The sequence below is a fragment of the Streptomyces monticola genome (assembly GCF_042665355.1).
Classification (GTDB): domain Bacteria; phylum Actinomycetota; class Actinomycetes; order Streptomycetales; family Streptomycetaceae; genus Streptomyces; species Streptomyces monticola.
The window spans coordinates 306,512-327,510 of record NZ_JBHTCF010000005.1; the positions used below are offsets into that span (position 1 = coordinate 306,512).

The 20,999-nt window shown below is 69.9% G+C and carries 16 protein-coding genes and 2 tRNA genes; 14 read left to right on the forward strand and 4 right to left on the reverse strand.

The window, feature by feature from the left end:
* Positions 1-133 precede the first annotated feature (133 nt).
* Positions 134-1,309: a PP2C family protein-serine/threonine phosphatase gene (locus ACFQVC_RS15000; protein WP_381830881.1), complete on the forward strand. Its 1,176-nt coding sequence runs from the start codon at positions 134-136 to the stop codon at positions 1,307-1,309.
* Here ACFQVC_RS15000 and ACFQVC_RS15005 read toward each other — a convergent pair.
* On the reverse strand, positions 1,266-2,492 hold the full coding sequence (locus ACFQVC_RS15005) for a cation:proton antiporter (RefSeq protein ID WP_381830882.1): 1,227 nt from the start codon (positions 2,490-2,492) through the stop codon (positions 1,266-1,268). The genes ACFQVC_RS15000 and ACFQVC_RS15005 overlap by 44 nt on opposite strands.
* Positions 2,493-2,740: 248 nt before the next feature.
* On the opposite strand from ACFQVC_RS15005, the gene ACFQVC_RS15010 reads away from it, so the two are divergent.
* From ACFQVC_RS15010 to ACFQVC_RS15025, 4 genes are all read left to right on the forward strand, one after another.
* Positions 2,741-3,514: an ABC transporter ATP-binding protein gene (locus ACFQVC_RS15010; protein ID WP_381830883.1), complete on the forward strand. Its 774-nt coding sequence runs from the start codon at positions 2,741-2,743 to the stop codon at positions 3,512-3,514.
* 234 nt (positions 3,515-3,748) lie between these two features.
* A complete protein-coding gene (locus ACFQVC_RS15015) occupies positions 3,749-4,240 on the forward strand; it encodes an HD domain-containing protein (protein WP_381831057.1) in 492 nt (163 codons plus the stop codon).
* Positions 4,241-4,395: 155 nt separating this feature from the next.
* Positions 4,396-5,565: a type VII secretion integral membrane protein EccD gene (locus tag ACFQVC_RS15020; protein WP_381831058.1), complete on the forward strand. Its 1,170-nt coding sequence runs from the start codon at positions 4,396-4,398 to the stop codon at positions 5,563-5,565.
* A gap of 41 nt (positions 5,566-5,606) precedes the next feature.
* Positions 5,607-7,187: a MinD/ParA family ATP-binding protein gene (locus ACFQVC_RS15025; protein WP_381830884.1), complete on the forward strand. Its 1,581-nt coding sequence runs from the start codon at positions 5,607-5,609 to the stop codon at positions 7,185-7,187.
* Between the two features lie 89 nt (positions 7,188-7,276).
* On the opposite strand, the gene ACFQVC_RS15030 is transcribed toward ACFQVC_RS15025, so the two are convergent.
* Positions 7,277-8,476, reverse strand: a complete 1,200-nt coding sequence (locus ACFQVC_RS15030; protein WP_381830885.1) for an acyltransferase family protein — start codon at positions 8,474-8,476, stop codon at positions 7,277-7,279.
* A 777-nt stretch (positions 8,477-9,253) separates the two neighbouring features.
* Here ACFQVC_RS15030 and ACFQVC_RS15035 point away from each other — a divergent pair.
* Together ACFQVC_RS15035 and ACFQVC_RS15040 are read left to right on the forward strand one after the other, a co-directional pair.
* Complete coding sequence (locus tag ACFQVC_RS15035) at positions 9,254-9,448, forward strand: hypothetical protein (RefSeq protein ID WP_030044846.1); 195 nt, start codon at positions 9,254-9,256, stop codon at positions 9,446-9,448.
* A 46-nt stretch (positions 9,449-9,494) separates the two neighbouring features.
* Positions 9,495-11,591: a protein kinase domain-containing protein gene (locus ACFQVC_RS15040; RefSeq protein ID WP_381830886.1), complete on the forward strand. Its 2,097-nt coding sequence runs from the start codon at positions 9,495-9,497 to the stop codon at positions 11,589-11,591.
* A gap of 43 nt (positions 11,592-11,634) precedes the next feature.
* Here the strand turns inward: ACFQVC_RS15040 and ACFQVC_RS15045 are convergent.
* Positions 11,635-11,705, reverse strand: a tRNA-Gly gene (locus ACFQVC_RS15045).
* A 243-nt stretch (positions 11,706-11,948) separates the two neighbouring features.
* Here ACFQVC_RS15045 and ACFQVC_RS15050 point away from each other — a divergent pair.
* The 6 genes from ACFQVC_RS15050 to ACFQVC_RS15075 all read left to right on the forward strand — a co-directional run bounded on the left by ACFQVC_RS15050 (position 11,949) and on the right by ACFQVC_RS15075 (position 17,167).
* Positions 11,949-12,025 (forward strand) — tRNA-Pro (locus tag ACFQVC_RS15050).
* 220 nt (positions 12,026-12,245) lie between these two features.
* Positions 12,246-13,643, forward strand: a complete 1,398-nt coding sequence (gene tig, locus ACFQVC_RS15055) for a trigger factor (RefSeq protein ID WP_381830887.1) — start codon at positions 12,246-12,248, stop codon at positions 13,641-13,643.
* 288 nt (positions 13,644-13,931) lie between these two features.
* Positions 13,932-14,537 carry an ATP-dependent Clp protease proteolytic subunit gene (locus tag ACFQVC_RS15060; RefSeq protein ID WP_381831059.1) on the forward strand — a complete coding sequence of 202 codons (606 nt, stop codon included), beginning with the start codon at positions 13,932-13,934 and terminating at the stop codon, positions 14,535-14,537.
* A 44-nt stretch (positions 14,538-14,581) separates the two neighbouring features.
* Positions 14,582-15,277, forward strand: a complete 696-nt coding sequence (locus ACFQVC_RS15065) for an ATP-dependent Clp protease proteolytic subunit (RefSeq protein WP_381830888.1) — start codon at positions 14,582-14,584, stop codon at positions 15,275-15,277.
* 155 nt (positions 15,278-15,432) lie between these two features.
* Positions 15,433-16,716 carry an ATP-dependent Clp protease ATP-binding subunit ClpX gene (clpX, locus tag ACFQVC_RS15070; protein ID WP_381830889.1) on the forward strand — a complete coding sequence of 428 codons (1,284 nt, stop codon included), beginning with the start codon at positions 15,433-15,435 and terminating at the stop codon, positions 16,714-16,716.
* Positions 16,717-16,900: 184 nt separating this feature from the next.
* Complete coding sequence (locus ACFQVC_RS15075) at positions 16,901-17,167, forward strand: hypothetical protein (RefSeq protein ID WP_381830890.1); 267 nt, start codon at positions 16,901-16,903, stop codon at positions 17,165-17,167.
* A 56-nt stretch (positions 17,168-17,223) separates the two neighbouring features.
* Here the strand turns inward: ACFQVC_RS15075 and ACFQVC_RS15080 are convergent, their stop codons facing one another.
* On the reverse strand, positions 17,224-18,183 hold the full coding sequence (locus tag ACFQVC_RS15080; RefSeq protein ID WP_381830891.1) for a hypothetical protein: 960 nt from the start codon (positions 18,181-18,183) through the stop codon (positions 17,224-17,226).
* 135 nt (positions 18,184-18,318) lie between these two features.
* On the opposite strand from ACFQVC_RS15080, the gene ACFQVC_RS15085 reads away from it, so the two are divergent.
* A complete protein-coding gene (locus ACFQVC_RS15085; RefSeq protein WP_381830892.1) occupies positions 18,319-20,946 on the forward strand; it encodes a valine--tRNA ligase in 2,628 nt (875 codons plus the stop codon).
* Positions 20,947-20,999: the final 53 nt, after the last annotated feature.

Genomic DNA, 20,999 nt, shown 5'->3' on the forward strand with positions numbered 1-20,999 from the left:
CCTACCAGGGCACCCGGCCCCGGTGCGAGGGGATTTCGTCCCGTCACATCCCCGGCCGTGAGCCCGCTCGACAGGGGGACAACCGGGACCTCCCGTGCGAAGCGGCACGCCGGGTGGATAGGGTCCACGAGCAATGGCGGTACGACAACGGAGCCGCCGCGCCCCCGAGCGGCGCGCGGCAGCGGAGACGTTCACGGCCCGGCTGCGCAAGCGGCTGCACCGGGCCCGCATCGGCCTGCGCAAATCCGGTGTCGACTACTTCCGCGGCGACGGCTCGGACTGGATCGCCCTGGTGGGCCTGCTCCTCACGGTCCCGGTGATCGCGGTGGGCACGCTCTCGATGCCGGTCTGGTTCTCCCCCGCCCTGCTGGTCCTGCCCATCGTCGCGGGCGGTCTGCTCCTTCGTCCCGCGAGTCTGCTCGGTCTGTACGCCACCGCGGCCGCGGCTCTGATCGTGGAGTCGGTGCGGCTCGGGCCGTACACACAAGGGCCCTCGCGCGTGACCCCGGGCATCGTGCTCGTGGTGGCGGCCTGCGGGTTCTTCGGCCTGGTCATCGCCCAGTTCCGCAGCAGGGTCGGGGTGCCGTGGCGGCGCGGCGGCACCATGCTGTTCGACCTGCGCGAGCGGATCAGGGTGCAGAGCAAACTGCCCAAGCTGCCGGTGGGCTGGCACCGCGAGATGGCGCTGCGGCCCGCGGGCGGGCAGTCCTTCTCCGGTGACTTCGTGGTGGCGGCGCGCACCAACGGCGGCCGCACACTTGAGGTCGTCCTCACGGATGTGTCCGGCAAGGGCATGGACGCGGGGTCGCGCGCGCTGCTCCTGTCCGGCGCGTTCGGCGGTCTGCTCGGCTCGCTGCCGCCGCATGCGTTCCTGCCCGCCGCCAACGGCTATCTCCTGCGCCAGGACTGGGACGAGGGCTTCGCGACCTCCATCCATCTCGCCCTGGACCTCGAGTCAGGTGACTACGAGCTGCTCTCCGCCGGTCATCCACCGGCCGTCCAGCTGAACGCGGGCACCGGCCGCTGGGAGGAGAAGGCGGCCGAGGGCCCGCTCCTCGGGGTGTACGACGGGGCGCAGTTCGACCCGGTGAAGGGCTCCCTGCGCCCCGGCGATGTGCTGATGCTGTTCACCGACGGCCTGGTGGAGACCGCCGAGCGCGATCTCACGGAGGGCATCGACCGCCTCACCGGAGAAGCCGACCGCTATGTGGCGGGCGGCTTCCACGGTGCCGCGTGGCATCTGATCGAGGCGGTCGCCAAGGACGTCAATGACGACCGGGCACTGCTTCTGCTCTGCCGGGAGGCGTGAGCGCGGGTTCAGCGGCAGCCCCTCCGTCACCGCCCGCCCCCGTGCCGCGTCCGCCCGGCAGGATCTTCGCCAGCCAGTGCGCACGGCCCGCGGCCAGCGGCCCGAGCACGGCGAGCAGCAGCACATAGCCCGCGATGAAGGGCGAGAGCCGGTCGTCTAGGCCCGCTGCCGCCGCCATGGTGGCGAGGATCAGCGCGAACTCGCCGCGGGCCAGCAGCGTCGCCGAGATATTCGCGGCGGGCCCGGCCCCGAAGCCGTAGACCTTGGCGGCGGAGAGCCCGGCGAGCACGTTCATCACCAGCGTCAGCGCCACCGCGGCGAGCACCGGCCAGAGCACCACCGGCAGATCGCCGGGGTCGATGGAGAGCCCGAAGGCGAAGAAGAAGATCGCCCCGAAGGCGTCCCGCAGCGGGTGCACCAGCTTGCGGATGCGCTCACCCGACGTCGTACTGCCGAGCATCAGGCCGACCATGAACGCCCCGATCGCGTCCGCGACCCCGAACCACTCGGAGACCCCGGCGAGGAACACGGCCGCGCCGAGGAAGGAGATGACGAGCAGCTCGTCGTCGCGGGTGTCGATCAGCCTGCCGACGACCTTGGTGCCGAAGCGCGCGGCGAGGGCGAGCAGCAGCAGGAAGCCGAAGGCCTTGCCGCCGTCCATCACGGCCGAGGCGAGCGAGTCGGCGCCGGACAGGATGGGCTGCAGCGCGGCGAGATAGAGCGCGAGGAAGATGTCCTCGACCACGATGATCCCGAGGATCGGCTTGGTCTCGGGGTTGCCGAGGCGGCCGGTGTCCACCAGGACCTTGGTGACGATCGCGGACGACGAGATGCCGAGCACCCCGGCGAGGACCAGCGCTTCGGAGGTGCCCCAGCCGAGTGCGAATCCGAAGCCCAGGCCGGCGCCGACGTTGAGCGCGAGATAACTCCCGCCCGCGATGGCCATCTTGCGGCCGCCCGCCTTGAGGTCGTCCATATGGAACTCGAGGCCGAGGTAGAAGAGCAGCAGCACGAGCCCGAGTGCCGAGAGCATCTCCAGGTCGTGCGGGTCGGCGATGAGCACGATGCCCGGGGTGTGCGGGCCGAGCAGGATCCCGGCCAGGATGAAGAGGGGAATGGTGGGCAGTCCGATACGCCCCCCGAGACGGGCGAGGACCGCGGCGGCGAGAAAAGCGCCGCCCATGGCTATCAGGGTGTCTGCGTGTCCGATGGGCCGTACCTCCTGGTCGGGTCGTGCGAATCGCGGCAGGCAAAGGGTGCGTCAAGAACGCGTCAATAGTTAGCTTACCAAACGATTGAGACTGCAACTTTGTAGCGCTCATGCTCGGGAAAACCCCACCCGTGATCCACCGGCGACCGCCATGGCCCCGAGACCTGCCGAATCCGTACGTTCGGGTCATGGGTGAACGAGGTGCGAACGGAGACCGGACCATGACGCTGCGACGCGGCATGAGGTCGTACGGGACGGAGGCGACCGATGTGGCCGCTGCCGGCCCGGCCGTGGAACTACGGGGTCTGCGCCGTCAGTTCGGCCGCGGCGCCCGTGCCGTCCACGCGCTGCGCGGTATCGACCTCGCGCTGCCGCGCGGCAGCTTCACGGCGGTCATGGGCCCATCCGGCTCCGGCAAATCCACGTTCCTGCAGTGCGCGGCGGGCCTCGACCGTCCCACAGCGGGCAGCGTCAGGCTCGGCGGTACGGAGATCACCGGCATGAGCGAGAACCGGCTCACCGCCCTGCGCCGCACCCGCCTCGGCTTTGTCTTCCAGGCCTTCAACCTGCTGCCCTCGATGACCGTCGAGCAGAACATCGAGCTGCCCCTGCGCCTCGCGGGCCGCCGCCCCGACCGCCGCCGCTGCACCGAACTCCTCGAGCAGGTCGGCCTCGACGGCCTCGGCGGGCGGCGCCCCGGAGAGCTCTCCGGCGGCCAGCAGCAGCGCGTCGCCATCGCCCGCGCCCTGGTCACCACCCCCGACGTGATCTTCGCCGACGAGCCGACCGGCGCCCTCGACACCACCACGGCCACCGAAATCCTCGCCCTCCTGCGCGAGGCGGTCACCCGGCTAGGCGCGACGGTGGTCATGGTCACGCACGACGAGAGGGCTGCGGGGTATGCGGACCAGATCGTGTTCCTGGCGGAAGGGGCCATCGCGGACCGCACTCTCAGCCGGTCCAGCGCACCCCTCAGCCCGTCAGGCGCTCGGTAATCCAGCCCGTCCGGCGTATCACTCAGCTCACTCAGCCCGTCCGGTGCTTGAAAATCCAGCCCGTCCGGCGTTTGAGGACGAGCCCGGAGGGCGATCGGGGGGTCCGGGGGCGGAGCCCCGAAGCCGACCGCAGGGCTTTCGGGAAGGGACGGGGTGGGGAAGGAAGCCCGCCGCAGGCGCCAACGCCCCCGTGCGGAAGAATGGCAGCTCAGCCAGAAGAGGGGGGTGGCCGAATTGAACCAGAGCGACGCGCAGCAACCGCAACCACATCCGCAACCGCAACTCACCCTCACCGAGGTGGAGACCACGGCCCGCACCGCACACGCCACCCAGACGGACAAAGCGGGCCGCCCCTACACGGAGCACCTGCGGGCCGTCGCCGACGGCGTCCGCACCCGCGGCGGCGACGAGGACCAGATCGCCGCCGCCTGGCTGCACGACGCCATCGAGGACGGGGCCCTGTCCGAGCGCTGGCTCGCCGATGCACCCCTGTCCGCGCGGACCAAGGCCATCGTTCTCGCGCTCACCAAGCGCGCGGGCGAGAGCCAGGAGACGTACGCGCGCCGCATCCTCGCGACCCCGGGCGCCACCCTCGTCAAAGCCTCCGATCTCGCGCACAATGCCGATCCGGTACGCCTCGCCGCCCTGGACGAGGCGACCCGGCAGCGGCTCACCCGCAAGTACGCGGACATGCGAGGCCTCCTCGGCCTGCCCGAAGGCCACTGAGACGTACGGAAAAGACGTACGGAAAAGACGTACGGCCGAGGCGTACAGAAGATCGCGGAGGAACCGGGTGGGGGTCGTGTGAGGGATCGCGTGAGGCTTCAACAGCACAGCAGGCCCGTGAGGTTGGCGATGATAGGTTCCCGCGCGTGGTGAGCATGGTGGGCACGGTGGGCACGACAGCGGACACCGTGGCGGAATCGGTGACAGACCCGGCAGCGGACCGGGAGCAGGTGCCGGCGGACGGCCTCGACCTGCGGACCTGGCGCTGGCGGCCGGCCTCGCGCCGCCCCGTCGCGGCCACGGCCAGCCTCGCCCTCGCCACGGCGACGGCGCTGCTCGCCCGCACCGCGTTCCCGCTCGACTCCGTGGCGTACGGCCAGCTCGTCACGGCCGCGGTCCTCGCCGTGGCGGGTGTGCTCGCCGGCCGGCTCGGCCGCTCCACCAGCGCCGGTGCCGGCGGTCTCGCGAGCGTCCCGGGCCGCGGCAACCGCGGTCTCGCCACCGTGCTCCTGCTCACCGCCGCGGTGTTCGGCGTGCTCGGCGCCTGGACCGCGGGCGACGCCCACTCGCTGTCCGGTCCGGCCCGGCTCGCCGCCATCGCCGGGGCCGTCGCGGTGGCCCTGCTGCTGCTCGGCCTCTTCTCGCCGTTCGGGCGCTCCGGGCTCACCGGCGCGGTGGCCGTGCTCGCGCTGACAGCGCTGTGGGAGCTCGGGGCCCTGCTCGTATCCGGCGATCCGGCGCGGCTCGGCGCCCTGCTCGCGGTGGTCTCCGCCGTTCTGCTCGGGCTCCTGCCGCGGCTCGCGCTGCGCGCCACGGGCCTGACCGCCATCAACGACCGCCGCTCGGCGGGCAGTTCGGTCAGCCGTCACCAGGTGGCCGACGCGCTCGCCGACACCCACCGCGGTCTGGTGCTCGCCACGGTCGCGACGGCCTGCTCGGCGGCGGGCGCGGGCTGGCTCCTCACCCGGGGCGAGCCGACGGTGTGGACGGTCTCGGCCACCGTGGTCACGGCCGTGGTGCTGCTCGCCAGGGCACGGGCGTTCCCGCTCGCGGCCGAGGTGGTCGCGGTGTTCGCGGCCGCGGCGGTGCTGGTCGTACGCCTCGCGGTGCTCTGGCTGCGCGACACGGGCGGCATCGGCCCGCTGCTGTTTCTCGGCGCGGCCGCGGTACTCCCGCTGCTCGCGCTGGTGCTGCAGCCGCCCGAGCAGCTGCGCGCCCGGCTGCGGCGCGCGGCCGACCTGGCCGAATCGATCGGCGTCGTGGGCCTGTTCCCGCTCGCCGTCGGTGTCTTCGGTGGGTACGGGCAGCTGCTCGGCGGATTCTGAGCGCGGCGGGAACGGGCAGCAGGGGAGAGGCGAGGGACGACATGCCGAACGGCGACAACGTACAGAACGGAACGGACGCGGCCGTGACTTCGGCGACGCCCGAGGACACAGACGTACTGAGTGACACGGGGCCACGCGGGCAAGAGGCGCCCCGCACCTCGCTGATGAAGACCGGGGCGCAGGACCGACCGGTCCTCGACGACTTCAGCGACTTCGACGACCCTCCGGTTCCGGCGCCGGAACCGACTCGGACTCCGACTCCGACTCCGGCCGCCGTCACCACGGCGGAGATCCCCGACGCCCCGACGACGATACTCAGGGACGCCGTACCCGCCGTACCCGTCGCGCAGGCCGCCCCGCTGCCGCCGCTCGCCCCGCCCCCGGCGGCCCCGCTTCCCCCGGCCGCACCGCCGGTGGCCGCACCGGCGGCCCCCGACCCGGGGGTCACGGCACAGCTCCCGACCGTCCCCGCACCGGCCCCCGACCCGGGGGTCACGGCACAGCTCCCGACCGTCCCCGCACCGGCTCAGCCCGTACAGCAGGCACCGGCCCCGCCCGTACAACAGGCACCGGCGCCTGCCGTGCAACAGGCACCGGCGCCTGCCGTGCAACAGGCACCGGCCCCGCCCGCACCGGCACCCGCGCCGCCCGTGCAAGTCCCCGCGCCCGCGCCCGCCCCCGCGCCGCCCGTCTCCCGGCACGCCTTCAGCTCGCTGCCCGTCGTGGACGACTCGCTCGCCGGTACGCGCCGCAAGCCGCGGCACGGCGAGCCCCTGGTCGGCCGGGCGCTGCGGGCCGTGCGGCGCACCGTGTCCTCGTCGGCCGCGCGAGAGGTCGCCGAGGCCTCCCGTACCGCCGAGCTGCTGCAGCAACCCGTGGCCACCGGGCGGCAGATCGCCGTCACCTCCATCAGGGGCGGCGCGGGCAAGTCGACCGTCGCGGCGCTGCTCGGCACGGCGTACGCCCACTACCGGCACGACCCGGTGCTGCTCGTCGAGGCCGACCCGGCGCTCGGCACGCTGCCGTTCCGGCTCGGTGCCGAGTCCCTCCGCTGGACGGTGCGCGATCTCGCCGGGATGGTCGAGCCGTCGATGTCGCTGCTCGACGTCACCGGCTATCTCGTCCAACTCCCGGACAACGCCTGGCTGTTGCCAGGAAGCAAGGGTGAGGTCGGGGCGATGCTCGACACCAAGGCGTACGAGAAGGCCATGGTGGCCCTGCGCCGCTACTTCGGCGTGACGGTCGTCGACTGCGAGACCCTGCCCGCCGAAGTGGCCCGTACCGCGCTCACCGCGGCGCAGTCCCGGGTCGTCGTGGCGCCCGCCACCTTCGAGGGCGTGGCGAGCACCCACTCCGTACTGCAGTGGATGTCGGGCCTTCCCCGGCAGATCGTCGAGGGCACGGTCGTCGTGCTCACCGAGGCGGTGCCGCACGGCGGTCTCGACGTGGACAAGGCGCTGCAGAAGCTGCGCGGCACCGGTGCGACGGTGCATCTGCTGCCGTACGACCGGCATCTGGCGGCCGGCGGCGCGATCGACACCGAGCTCCTCGCCCATGCCACGCGCGAGGCGGTCACCCGGATCGCGGCCGAGGCCCTGCAGCTCTCCCAGCGCAGGCCCTGACCCCACCGCACAGCACACAGCACGGCGCCCGCCCACCACAGTTGTGGCGGACGGGCGCCGAACAGAACCAGCTGCCGTAAGCGAAATGGTCAGGTACGGGAAGAAGAGGCCTTGGCCCGTTCCCGTGCCAGCTGGGCCGCGTCCCGTTTGAACGCCCACTCCATCTTCGGCTCCATCGCGAAGCGGAAGGCCCGCTGCACCGGTGGGGTGCACAGCAGGGTGACCACGGTGGCCGCGACGAGGGTCACGAAGATCTCGCCGAGCGGCTTGTGCAGCCAGGAGTAGTCCTCGAACCAGCCCCAGAAGCGCGAGCCCTTGGCGAGGAAGCCGTGCAGCAGGTAGCCGTACAGCGTGCCCGCGCCGAGCACCGTGAACCACATCTTGCGCTTGGGCACCCAGGCGAAGAAGCAGGCCATGAGCACCATCGAGCAGCCGAAGAGCGCGAGCGTCATCACGACGCCGCTCCACCACGGAGCACCCAGCTCCTGTGCGCTGTCGCGGTGGTAGAACCACGCCGAGGTCATCCGCGGCCCGGCCCAGTAGGCCAGGAGCAGTGCGCACGCGAAGATCGGCACGGAGAGCAGCTTGACCTCGCGGCGCCGCATCAGCTGGAAGTGCTCGGGCTTCATGAACAGGCCGATGACGAAGAACGGCAGGAACTGAAGGACCCGCTGCAGATCCAGGTCGTCGCCGATGTCGGGCGAGATCGAGGCGAGCACGGCGATCGCGATCGACAGCGGAATCGGCCAGCGCACCATCTTCCACAGGGGAGTGGTCATCCGCCAGACGAACAGCGCGGCCAGGAACCAGGTGAGGTACCAGGGGTCGAGCAGACTGATCGGCTGGGTCGGGTCGTCGTCCGCCCAGCGCTTGAAGAAGGTGTACGCGACCTCGAAGATCACGAAGGGTACGAGCACGCCGGTGACAAGCCGCTTGAGCCGGTCGGGCCGCATGTCGAAGCTGCGCGAGAAGTAGCCGGAGATCAGGATGAACGCCGGCATGTGGAAGGTGTAGACGGTCATGTACAGCGCCTCGGCGGCGCGGCTGTGATCCGTCAGCGGCTCCCACGAGTGCCCCATGGCGACGAGCACGATGGCGAGGTACTTCGCGTTGTCGAAGAACGCGTCACGCTGTTTGGCGGGTTTTCCGCCGGTCGCACCCGCGGGGGGAGCGGCGGGTGTGTCCTGATGGCTCTGCGGGTTTCGCGGGCTCGGCACCGCCGGTGCCGAGTCCCGTACCGGGGGGAGCGGACTTCTGTGATGGCCGCCCGGGCGCAGCGAATTCGTCACAGGCCCTCCCACCACGAGCTCGGGGAGACGATCCGTGACCGCGCGCCTTCGGGGGTAGTGGCAGCGTGGAACATCTGAGGCACCCTAGCGTCGCCCCAGGGATTTCGTAAAACCCCTTGGGGACTCCCTTGCGGACTCCCCGCGGGATTTCCGGTTATGCGTGTCGAGTACCCCGCATACCGGGAAGTCGACTTAGCGATCGGCATCTGAAATGTGAGCTGAGTCGCTGCCTGATCTCCGCCTGGTACACCCGTATTGATCCTCTTTAAAGAGGGCATAACGCCCGCAGGCGACTCTGGTGAAATGTCCACTTCCTTCGCCTTTTGGGTGCGCCCAGACGCGGCGGTAATCCGGCTGCGGCCCAACGGCACAGGTATCCGTATGCACTTGAAGTGCATACGTGGTGTGCGCACGGCAACAATTCGAATTCACTGCGAACGCCAAGTGTGCGGACCCCGTGAACGTCATGTGCGGTACCCGGCGGGCGCGTTGGGTGTGCAGGGAAACGATCAAGCCGAAATCGCCGGGCGCCGGATGGCCTGAATTGCCGCAGGGCCCGCGCCGCGGAGGCCCTGCGCCCCCGGCGGCACACCCGCCCCCGCGCGGCCGGTCGGTCCACGGGCGCCACGCCGGTCGCGGGGGACGCGTATGTCCTAGGCCAACGATGTGTCACCGGCCGCATAGGCGGGGCCGGTTGGTGGCACGATGGTTCTGGCGGGGGTGTGCGGGTCGCGGACCTCCGGGCGGGAGTGCGGACCGACCTAGGGTGTGATCAGTGTGGCGATTTCGCTGTCTGTGGTGCTGCTGTTGGCGATCATTCTTGTGGTGCTGATCCGCGGGGGTTCGCTCAAGGCCGGGCCTGCCGTGGTGGCAGTGCTCTTCGGCTTCTTCCTGGCGTCGACGGGCATGGCCGACGACATCCAGCGATTCCTGAACTCGATAGCGGAGACGATCAACTCGATCCAGTTCTGACGGCGGGGAGCGCCGCACACAAAACGTGACGGGGGGCACACGGGGAATGGCGCTGCGCGCATCGGATCCGGAACGGATCGGCGGCTACCGCATAGAGGAGCGGCTCGGCTCGGGCGGTATGGGCGTCGTCTATCTGGCCCGTACGCCGTCGGGGCGCGCGCTCGCCGTCAAAGTGGTCCACGCCCAGCATGCCGACGACCCCGAGTTCCGCACCCGCTTCCGTCGCGAGGTGGCCGCCGCCCGCCAGGTCAGCGGCGCTTTCACGGCCCCCGTGGTGGACGCGGACGCGGATGCCGAGCAGCCCTGGATGGCGACGCTCCACATTCCGGGCGAGGACCTCGGCGGATATGTCCGCCGCCATGGCCCGCTGCCCGTGCCCAGGCTCCGTGAGCTGGCGTTCGGCCTGGTGGAGGCCCTGCGCGAGCTGCATCGCGCGGGTGTGGTGCACCGGGACCTCAAACCGGCCAACGTGATGTTGGCCGAAGACGGCCCCCGGGTCATCGACTTCGGTATCTCCCGCAGCGCCGAACCACACTCGGGCGAGGCCCTCACCCAGACCGGCAAGGTCATCGGCACCCCGCCCTTCATGTCCCCCGAGCAGCTCCGCCACCCGCGCGAGGTCGGCCCCGAGACCGATGTCTTCTCCCTGGGCGCCGTCCTCGTCCACGCCGCGACCGGCCGGGGCCCCTTCGACGCCGACAGCCCCTACGAGACGGCCGTCCGCGTCATCCAGAAGGAACCCGAACTCGACGGCGTCCCCCGGGAGTTGCGCCCCTTCATCAAGCGCTGCCTGGCCAAGACCCCCGCGACCCGGGCCACCCCCGACGAACTCCTCGCCCTCCTGGAGGGCCGGGAACCCCCGCCCAGAGCCGCCCAGGAACAGGACACGGTCGTCCCCGGCCGCCGCCGGCGCCGTCTCACCGCCATCCTGGGCACGGTCGCGGCCGTCCTCGCCTGCGCCCTGACCGCGACCCTGCTGCTCGCGGACGGTGAGAGCACCGCGTCCCCGGACCGCCCGCAGGGCTGGCGGCCGTGGACCAAGCCGCTGCTGTCCGCCGGCGGTGGCGCGGAGTCCACGGACCTCGGCTGCGCGGCGCGGGGGCGAGCCCTGTTCTGTGCCGCCGCCGACTGGAGCGGCGGCGGCGTCCAGGTGGCCCGCCTCGACCCCGCCACCGGCAGAACGATATGGAGCAAACCCCTCGCGGCCGCTGCGACGGAGGCGAAGATCGGCGGATTCGCCGGGGACACGGTGCTCGCCTACGACGTACGGGACGACGTCCACGGCGAGCGCCAGGAGTACTACCTCGAGGCCTATGACCAGTCCGGCGGCGAACTCCGCTGGCGCACCCCGGCCCGCTCCCAGGGCTCCACCGCCGTCCACCCTCGCGGCGTGCTCGTCATCTCCGCCGACCACAGGTCGTACAGCCTGCACCACCCGACCCGGGACGAGACCCGGTGGACCGCGCGACTGCCCGCCGGCCTGCGGAACAAAGAATGCGTACCCACCGTCGCGGCGCAGCGCGCCTATCTCCTGTGCGACGACGGCCGCGAGGAGGGCTGGGAGGCGTCCCAGCTGCTGAGCATCGACCCGGACGACGGCAGCATTCTGCGCTCGACCCGCTTCGAGCAGGAAGCGACCTGGCTGGGCGCGAGCGAGGGTGCACTGCTCCTGACGGAGACCGACGGCGGCGAGACGACGACCCTGCTCCGGGTCGACCCGGACACCCTGCACACCCGCAGGACCCAGCTGCCCAAGGCCGGGAGCGAGGACTACCGGGAGCTGGGGCTGCGCGGCGACCGCCTCTACGAGCCGTACGGCAACGGCCGGCTGCGGGCCATCTCCGCCAACACGGGAAAGATCCTGTGGGACGTCGCCACCCCGCTTGAGGTCTCCTCGGTCCCCACTCCCGCGCGGGGCCTGCTCTACGTCGGCTCCGTCTCGGGCCGGCTCGCCGCCCTCGACCCCGCCACCGGCGCCGAACGCTGGACCGACGGCACCCCCAGGACCAGGGAGTCCTTCGACGCCGACTACACCCAGAACCCCCCGCTGGTCACCGGAGACGTCCTCTACGGCACCACGGAGGGCGACGACGTCGTCTACTCCGCGGACCCCACGAAAAACACCTCCGGCCCGGCCCGGTGACACCACCCGAAGGCGCCTCACCGAACCGGGCCGGAGGCCACGGAGCGGGCGACGGGAATCGAACCCGCGTAGCTAGTTTGGAAGACTAGGGCTCTACCATTGAGCTACGCCCGCACGCACCGCAGGTCACGCGACCGCGGCACGAAGAGCATCGTAGCGGGTCGTACCCGTGGGACGCACACCCCATTCCCCCGCGCACCGCGAAGACCCCGGGCACATCTCGGCCAAGGTCCCGACGAGGCGGCCCGTGCTTCCCCTCCGGACCCACGCGAAGCCCCCGTCAAGTCCCCGCGATACCCCCATGAACAATGCGGGAGCCGCACTGCCTGCAGGCATGTACCCTACGTGTCGCACCGACGGGGTGTGGCGCAGCTTGGTAGCGCGTCCGCTTTGGGAGCGGAAGGCCGTGGGTTCAAATCCCGCCACCCCGACCACCAGTACCTTCGCCGCGTACCTTCACTCAGTGCGGCCCTGAAGATCGCCTTTTGGGACGGGTACCCGCTGCGGTTACTATGCAAGCTGCGCGCCCGTGTGTCTCACGTCTGATGAAGTTCTCCCGGGCGACGAAATCCGCTGAAGCCCTCCGCCGCCTGAACGCGACGGAGCCTTGGCCCAAGCAGAACCCAAGAAGTCAGCCATCAAGGAGACCGAACCGTGAAGAGCGCCGTGGAGACCCTGAACCCGACCCGGGTTCGGCTCACTGTCGAGGTGCCCTTCGAGGAGCTCAAGGACAGCCTCGACGCGGCGTACAAGAAGATCAACCAGCAGGTCACGGTGAAGGGGTTCCGCAAGGGCAAGATCCCGGCCCGCGTCATCGACCAGCGGTTCGGCCGCGGTGCGGTTCTGGAGGAGGCGGTCAATGACGCGCTTCCGAAGTTCTACACCGAGGCGGTCAACGAGGCCGAGCTCAACGTCCTGGGCCAGCCCGAGGTGGACATCACCGAGCTGAAGGACAACGAGACCCTCAACTTCACCGCCGAGGTCGACATCCGCCCGGCCATCGAGATCCCGGACTACTCCGGCATCGAGGTCGAGGTCGACGCGGTCGAGGTCACCGACGAGGACCTCGAGAAGTCCGTGGAGCAGCTCCGTGAGCGCTTCGCGTCCACCTCCCCGGTCGAGCGCGCCGCCGCCGACGGCGACGTCGTGACCATCGACCTGGAGGCCAAGGTCGACGGCAAGGTCCTCGAGGACGGCGTGGCCAGCGGTGTCTCGTACACCATCGGCTCCGGCGAGCTCCTCGACGGCATCGACGAGGCCGTCACCGGTCTCGAGGCCGGCGGCGAGGCCACCTTCACCTCGCAGCTCAAGGGCGGCTCGGCCGAGGGCCAGGACGCCGAGGTCACCGTCAAGGTCACGCAGGTCGCCGCGCGCGAACTGCCCGAGCTGGACGACGACTTCGCGCAGCTGGCCTCCGAGTTCGACACCCTGGACGAGCTCAAGGCCGACAGCCGCAAGCGCCTCGAGAACATGAAGCAGTACGACCAGGCCACGCAGGCCCAGGAGCGCGTCCTGGAGAAGCTGCTCGAGCTGGTCGAGGTTCCGGTTCCCGAGAAGCTGCTCGCGGACGAGGTCCAGACCCGCAAGCACAACCTCGAGCACCACCAGCTCGGCCAGATGGGCCTCGACCTCGACAAGTACCTGGAGATCCAGGGCAAGTCGGCCGAGGAGTTCGACGAGGAGACCCGCGAGCAGGCCGTCAAGGGCATCAAGACGCAGTTCGTCCTGGACGAGCTCGTCAACAAGGAGAAGCTGAACGTCAACCAGGAGGAGCTCACCGAGCACCTCATGCGGCGCGCTTCCTCCTCCGGCATGTCCCCCGACCAGTTCGCCCAGGCCGTCGTCGAGGGTGGCCAGGTGCCGATGCTCGTCGGCGAGGTCGCCCGCGGCAAGGCCCTCGCGGTCGTCGTCGAGGCCGCCACGGTCAAGGACACCAACGGCGAGGTCGTCGACCTCAGCGACGACGAGGACGAGACCGCCGAGACGGTCGAGGCCTCCGCCGCCGAGGCCGAGGGCACCGAGGCCGCCGCCGAGGAGAAGACCGAGGCCTGAGCCACGGCCTCCAGCTGATCCGGCTACGAGGGCCCCGGGACGCGCACCGCGTCCCGGGGCCCTCGTGCCGTACCGCGACAAGGGCCCGTGACCCTGCGCTCACAGCGAACAGTCAAGGAACCGGGATGGCCTCCGCCTGCCTGCGCGTTAGGGTCCATAACTACGAGGGCAGGGGAGTCCCCGAAACCGCCGAGACCGGCGGACGACGAGGGGCCCCAGGCCCCAGCAGAAGACGTGAGACGGCCCGGCGCCGTCGTAAGACGAGCAGGTGGATACGTGACGAATCTGATGCCCTCCGCCGCCGGCGAGCCTTCCATCGGTGGTGGCCTCGGCGACCAGGTCTACAACCGGCTGCTCAACGAGCGGATCATCTTTCTCGGTCAGCCGGTCGACGACGACATTGCCAACAAGATCACCGCGCAGCTGCTGCTCCTTGCCGCCGACCCGGACAAGGACATCTTCCTTTACATCAACAGCCCCGGCGGCTCGATCACGGCCGGCATGGCGATCTACGACACCATGCAGTACATCAACAACGACGTGGTGACGATCGCGATGGGCATGGCCGCCTCCATGGGCCAGTTCCTGCTCAGCGCGGGCACCCCCGGCAAGCGCTTCGCCCTGCCGAACGCCGAGATCCTGATCCACCAGCCGTCCGCGGGCCTCGCGGGCTCCGCGTCGGACATCAAGATCCACGCCGAGCGGCTGCTGCTCACCAAGAAGAAGATGGCCGAACTGACGGCGTTCCACACCGGCCAGACCGTCGAGCAGGTCACGCACGACTCCGACCGTGACCGCTGGTTCGACCCGCAGGAGGCCAAGGAGTACGGCCTCATCGACGACATCATGCCCACGGCGGCCGGCATGCCGGGCGGCGGCGGCACCGGGGCCTGAGCCCTTCAGCCCCAGTCGACCCCAGCCCCCTTCAGGAGACCCCAGTGAACGACTTCCCCGGCAGCGGCCTCTACGACCGGCTGAGCACCGAGCAGGCCACCGGTCAGTACACCGGCCCGAGCGCCGAGTCCCGCTATGTCATCCCGCGCTTCGTCGAGCGCACTTCGCAGGGCGTGCGTGAGTACGACCCGTACGCGAAGCTCTTCGAGGAGCGCGTGATCTTCCTCGGCGTGCAGATCGACGACGCCTCCGCCAACGACGTCATGGCGCAGCTCCTGTGCCTGGAGTCGATGGACCCTGACCGTGACATCTCGGTCTACATCAACAGCCCGGGCGGCTCCTTCACGGCGCTGACCGCCATCTACGACACGATGCAGTTCGTGAAGCCCGATGTGCAGACGGTCTGCATGGGCCAGGCGGCCTCGGCCGCCGCGGTCCTGCTCGCCGCCGGCACCCCGGGCAAGCGCATGGCGCTCCCGAACGCCCGTGTGCTGATCCACCAGCCGTACAGCGAGACCGGCCGCGGTCAGGTCTCCGACCTGGAGATCGCCGCCAACGAGATCCTCCGGATGCGTTCGCAGCTGGAGGAGATGCTGGCCAAGCACTCCACGACGCCGATCGAGAAGATCCGCGACGACATCGAGCGCGACAAGATCCTCACCGCCGAGGACGCGCTGTCCTACGGCCTGATCGACCAGATCATCTCCACCCGGAAGATGAACAACGCGTCGGCCGCCTGACCGAGCAAGCAGTATCTGCCTCCTCTTGGCGCGGAGCGCGTGCAAGCGAACCGCGCCAAGGGGGGCCCGAACGGGGGGCCCGGCAAGGTACCGTCGGATATGAGGCACCAGGAGCCGCCTGTACGGGCGTCTCCCAGGCGAAGGGGAAGCACCTCGTGGCACGCATCGGTGACGGCGGCGATCTGCTCAAGTGCTCGTTCTGCGGAAAGAGCCAGAAGCAGGTCAAGAAGCTCATCGCAGGCCCCGGTGTGTACATCTGCGACGAGTGCATCGACCTCTGTAACGAGATCATCGAGGAAGAGCTCGCGGAGACCAGTGAGGTCCGGTGGGAGGAACTCCCCAAGCCTCGCGAGATCTACGAGTTCCTCGAGGGTTACGTCGTAGGTCAGGAAGCGGCCAAGAAGGCGCTCTCGGTCGCGGTGTACAACCACTACAAGCGGGTTCAGGCCGGAGAGAACGGCGGGGCCCAAGGGCGCGAGGACGCCATCGAGTTGGCGAAGTCCAACATCCTCCTGCTCGGTCCCACGGGCTCCGGCAAGACGCTCCTCGCGCAGACGCTCGCCCGGATGCTGAACGTCCCGTTCGCCATCGCCGACGCGACGGCGCTCACGGAAGCGGGCTATGTCGGCGAGGACGTCGAGAACATCCTCCTGAAGCTGATCCAGGCCGCGGACTACGACGTCAAGAAGGCCGAGACCGGCATCATCTACATCGACGAGATCGACAAGGTCGCCCGCAAGAGCGAGAACCCGTCGATCACCCGCGATGTATCGGGCGAAGGCGTCCAGCAGGCCCTCCTCAAGATCCTTGAGGGCACCACGGCCTCGGTGCCCCCGCAGGGCGGGCGCAAGCACCCGCACCAGGAGTTCATCCAGATCGACACCACGAACGTCCTCTTCATCGTCGGCGGCGCCTTCGCCGGCCTGGAGAAGATCATCGAGGGCCGTGCGGGTGCGAAGGGCATCGGCTTCGGCGCGACGATCCACTCCAAGCGGGAGCTGGAGGAGAAGGACCAGTTCGAGGACGTCATGCCGGAGGACCTGGTGAAGTTCGGGATGATCCCGGAGTTCATCGGCCGCCTGCCCGTCATCACCTCGGTCCACAACCTCGACCGCGAGGCCCTGCTCCAGATCCTGGTCGAGCCGCGCAACGCGCTGGTGAAGCAGTACGAGCGTCTCTTCGAACTCGACGGCGTGGAGCTGGACTTCGAGCGCGAGGCGCTCGAGGCCATCGCGGACCAGGCGATCCTCCGCCAGACCGGCGCACGCGGACTGCGGGCGATCATGGAAGAGGTCCTGATGTCGGTGATGTACGAGGTCCCGTCCCGCAAGGACGTGGCCCGCGTCGTCATCACGGCGGACGTCGTCCACTCCAACGTCAACCCGACGCTGGTGCCCCGGATCGTGAAGAACGACGGACGGCACGAGAAGAGCGCGTAGCGCCGTTGCTCGGCCGTTGCTCGTAGGTGAAGAGCGGGACCCGACCAGAGCTGGTCGGGTCCCGCTTTGTTCGCGCCAGTTACCTCGCGGTCCGTGGATCTTCGGTATGCGAAGTGCTCGACTGGTGTGTGACCAGGGCGCCTTGTGGGGCCCGTGAGACACCTGGGGGCAAGTGAGCTTGAAAGTGAAGCGGCTGCTGGCTGCGGTGGGTGTGACGGCTGCGGCGGGGGTGGTGCCGGTGGTTGCGGCGGCGCCGGCGCAGGCGGATCAGATGGATTGTGCCCAGTACCTGAAGGGGGCGGGATACGTGGTCGGTTCCAAGGCCAAGGGCGCCTGCAGGGTGGGCAGCCAAGGTGGGCCGGTCAACTGGATGGGCTGCGATGCGCGCCTGGTGACCATTGGCGTCTCCAGCGCTCACTCGACGCGGGCCTGTAACTGGTCGCAGCGGTAACAGCGAGAGGGCCCGGTCGCGATCGACCGGGCCCTCCTGTTCTCGTTGGGGCTGTTTTACTTCGTCTCGACGCGGACGTCGTTGCGCAGCTTGGCGGTGAGGTCGGCGGCGTCCTCGACCGGCACGCCCTTGCCCTGCATCATGGCTGCGGCATCGTTGGCGATCACAAGGCCGAAGGTGCTGTTGTCGGCCCACATGCAGATGGGCATCTCGAGGCCCTTCGGGGCACCGCTGGCGGCGCCACCCTTGAACTTGGCTGCCTGGCACTTCAGGATGCCGTTCTCGAAGCCGTCGGGCTCGAACGACTCGGGGCTGCCGAGCAGTTCACCCTCCTCCGGCTCCTTGTCGGCTTCCTTCTTCATGTTGGCGAACGCGGCGTCCACCATGGCCTCGGGGTCGTCCACCTCGCCGTAGGCGCCGCCGAACTGGAGCACCTTCTGCTTCAGCGGGTCACTCGCGCTGCCCGTCTGGTACTGCGCGCTGACGTCCTTGGCATTCTTCATGCCCCACTTCTCGGCTTCGGCGACATCGCTGCTGCCCCCGGCGCCATCGCTGCCGGACTTCTTCTTGTACTCGCCGCCGATGACCGACGCGGGCGTCGTCAGCTTGTACGTCTTGCCGTCGTCGGCAACCGTGCCGCCGCCCCCACCATCGCCCACCAGGAACCACACACCGCCCGCGATCACCGCGAGGGCCACCACGGCGCCGATGATGATGCCGGCCTTCTTCCCGCCGCCGCCTCCGCCCGGCGGCGGGGGCGGGACCTGGCCGTAGGGGGCCTGGGGCTGCTGGCCGTAGGGGCCCGGCTGCTGCGGGGCGCCGTACGGCTGCTGGCCCGGGTAGCCACCCTGCTGCGGGACGCCCTGGGGGGCCTGCTGCGGGTAGCCGTAGCCGGGCTGCTGGGGGGCCTGGGGCTGCTGGCCGTAGGGGCCCGGCTGCTGCGGCTGCCCCGGCTGACCGTACGGTCCGGGCTGCTGGGGCTGACCGCCGTACGGGCCCGGCTGGTTGTAGCTCATTCCTCTGTCCCCTCCAGTGCTTATGCGTTCCGAACATCCTGACGGAAGGCGCCGCACCGTGGGGCGTCGGGGGTCACACCGTTACCAACGAATCTGGTTTCGGTACAGGACCGTGACGGCCCTAAACTGTGCGTCGTGACCGAGAACACTCAGCAGCAGCAAAGCAGCGTCCCCGAGCCCGAACTGCCGAAGACCTACGCTCCGGCCGAGGTAGAGGGGCCGCTGTACGAGCGCTGGGTAGACCGCGGTTACTTCGCCGCCGACGCGAAGAGCGACAAGCCGCCGTTCACCGTCGTCATCCCGCCGCCGAACGTCACGGGCTCGCTCCACCTGGGCCACGCCTTCGAGCACACGCTGATCGACGCCCTCACCCGCCGCAAGCGCATGCAGGGCTACGAGACGCTGTGGCAGCCCGGCATGGACCACGCCGGCATCGCCACCCAGAACGTCGTCGAGCGCGAGCTCGGCAAGGAAGGCAAGTCGCGCCACGACCTCGGCCGGGAGAAGTTCGTCGAGCGCGTCTGGCAGTGGAAGGGCGAGTCCGGCGGCCAGATCTCCGGGCAGATGCGCCGCCTCGGCGACGGCGTCGACTGGTCGCGTGAGCGGTTCACCATGGACGAGGGCCTCTCCCAGGCCGTCCAGACCATCTTCAAGCGGCTCTACGACGACGAACTCATCTACCGCGCCGAGCGGATCATCAACTGGTGCCCGCGGTGCCTGACCGCGATCTCGGACATCGAGGTCGAGTACCAGGACGACGACGGCGAGCTGGTCTCCATCAAGTACGGCGAGGGGGACGAGACGCTCGTCGTCGCCACCACCCGCGCCGAGACCATGCTCGGTGACACCGCCGTCGCCGTTCACCCCGACGACGAGCGGTACGCACACCTCATCGGCAAGCAGATCAAGCTGCCGCTGACCGACCGCTCCATTCCCGTCGTCGCGGACGCGCACGTCGACCCGGAGTTCGGCACCGGTGCCGTCAAGGTCACCCCGGCCCACGACCCGAACGACTTCGAGATCGGCCAGCGGCACAACCTGCCGTCCATCGCCGTGATGGACGAGCACGCCGTCATCACCGTCGCCGGCCCCTTCCAGGGCCAGGACCGCCTGGAGGCCCGCTCCGCGATCGTCGCCGCGCTGCGCGCCGAGGGCCGGATCGTCGCCGAGAAGCGGCCGTACACCCACTCCGTCGGCCACTGCTCGCGCTGCAAGACGACGATCGAGCCGCGTCTGTCCATGCAGTGGTGGGTCAAGGTCGGCCCGCTCGCCAAGGCCGCCGGTGACGCGGTCCGCGACGGCAAGGTCAAGATCCACCCGCAGGAGATGGAGAAGCGCTACTTCGACTGGGTCGACAACCTCCACGACTGGTGCATCTCGCGGCAGTTGTGGTGGGGCCACCGCATCCCCGTCTGGTACGGCCCGAACGGCGAAGTCGTCTGCGTCGGTCCCGACGAGGAGCCGCCGGGCGGCGAGGGCTGGACGCAGGACACCGATGTCCTCGACACCTGGTTCTCCTCCGGCCTGTGGCCGTTCTCCACCCTCGGCTGGCCCGAGCAGACCGAGAGCCTCGCGAAGTTCTATCCGAACTCCGTCCTGGTCACCGGCTACGACATCCTCTTCTTCTGGGTCGCCCGGATGATGATGTTCGGCCTGTACGCGATGGACGGCACCCCGCCGTTCCACACCATCGCCCTGCACGGCATGGTCCGCGACCAGTTCGGCAAGAAGATGTCGAAGTCCTTCGGGAACGCGGTCAACCCGCTGGACTGGATGGACAAGTACGGCTCCGACGCGCTCCGCTTCACCCTGGCCCGCGGCGCCAACCCCGGCACCGACGTCCCGATCGGCGAGGACTGGGTCCAGGGCTCCCGCAACTTCGCCAACAAGATCTGGAACGCGACCCGCTTCGCGCTCATGAACGGCGCCACGGTCGAGGGCGAACTCCCGCCCGCCGAGCGCCTGTCGGCCACCGACCGCTGGATCCTGTCCCGCCTGAACGCGGTCGTCGCCGAGGTGGACGCGTACTACGAGGACTACCAGTTCGCGAAGCTCTCGGACACGCTGTTCCACTTCGCCTGGGACGAAGTCTTCGACTGGTACGTCGAGTTGACGAAGACCACCTTCCAGGAGGGCGGGCAGGCCGCAGAGGACACCAAGCGGGTCCTCGGCGAGGTCCTCGATGTCACTCTCAAGCTGCTCCACCCGGTCGTCCCGTTCGTCACGGAGACCCTGTGGACCACGCTCACCGGCAGCGAGTCGCTGGTCATCGCCGAGTGGCCGGCCGACTCGGGCTTCCGGGACGCGTCCGCCGAGCGCGAGATCGAGACCCTGCAGCAGGTGATCACCGAGGTCCGCCGGTTCCGTTCCGACCAGGGCCTGCAGCCCGGCCAGAAGGTCCCGGCCCGCCTGGTCCTCGACGGCACGACGCTCGCCCCGCACGAGGCCGCCATCCGTCAGCTCCTGCGTCTGCAGCCGGAGGGCGAGGGCTTCGCGGCCACCGCCACGCTGCCGGTGTCGGGCGCGACGGTCGCGCTCGACCTGTCCGGCACGATCGATGTCGCCGCGGAGCGCAAGCGTCTGACGAAGGACCTCGCGGCGGCGGAGAAGGAGATCGCGGCGGCCAACGGGAAGCTCGGCAACGAGGCCTTCCTGGCCAAGGCCCCCGACCACGTGGTGGACAAGATCCGTGGCCGGCTCTCGAAGGCGGAGGCGGACATCGAGCGGATCAAGGGACAGCTGGACGCCCTGCCGGCCGCGTGAGCCGTATAGCCGTATATGAGTGAAGGCCCCGGGACCACAGGGTCCCGGGGCCT

Excerpts from the sequence above, each read along its gene's own strand:
- ACFQVC_RS15000 (WP_381830881.1), top strand. The coding sequence starts at position 134 with ATGGCGGTACGACAACGGAGCCGCCGCGCCCCCGAGCGGCGCGCGGCA.
- ACFQVC_RS15005 (WP_381830882.1), bottom strand. The coding sequence starts at position 2,492 with ATGGGCGGCGCTTTTCTCGCCGCCGCGGTCCTCGCCCGTCTCGGGGGG.
- ACFQVC_RS15010 (WP_381830883.1), top strand. The coding sequence starts at position 2,741 with ATGACGCTGCGACGCGGCATGAGGTCGTACGGGACGGAGGCGACCGAT.
- ACFQVC_RS15020 (WP_381831058.1), top strand. The coding sequence starts at position 4,396 with ATGGTGGGCACGGTGGGCACGACAGCGGACACCGTGGCGGAATCGGTG.
- ACFQVC_RS15025 (WP_381830884.1), top strand. The coding sequence starts at position 5,607 with ATGCCGAACGGCGACAACGTACAGAACGGAACGGACGCGGCCGTGACT.
- ACFQVC_RS15040 (WP_381830886.1), top strand. The coding sequence starts at position 9,495 with ATGGCGCTGCGCGCATCGGATCCGGAACGGATCGGCGGCTACCGCATA.
- ACFQVC_RS15060 (WP_381831059.1), top strand. The coding sequence starts at position 13,932 with ATGCCCTCCGCCGCCGGCGAGCCTTCCATCGGTGGTGGCCTCGGCGAC.
- ACFQVC_RS15080 (WP_381830891.1), bottom strand. The coding sequence starts at position 18,183 with ATGAGCTACAACCAGCCGGGCCCGTACGGCGGTCAGCCCCAGCAGCCC.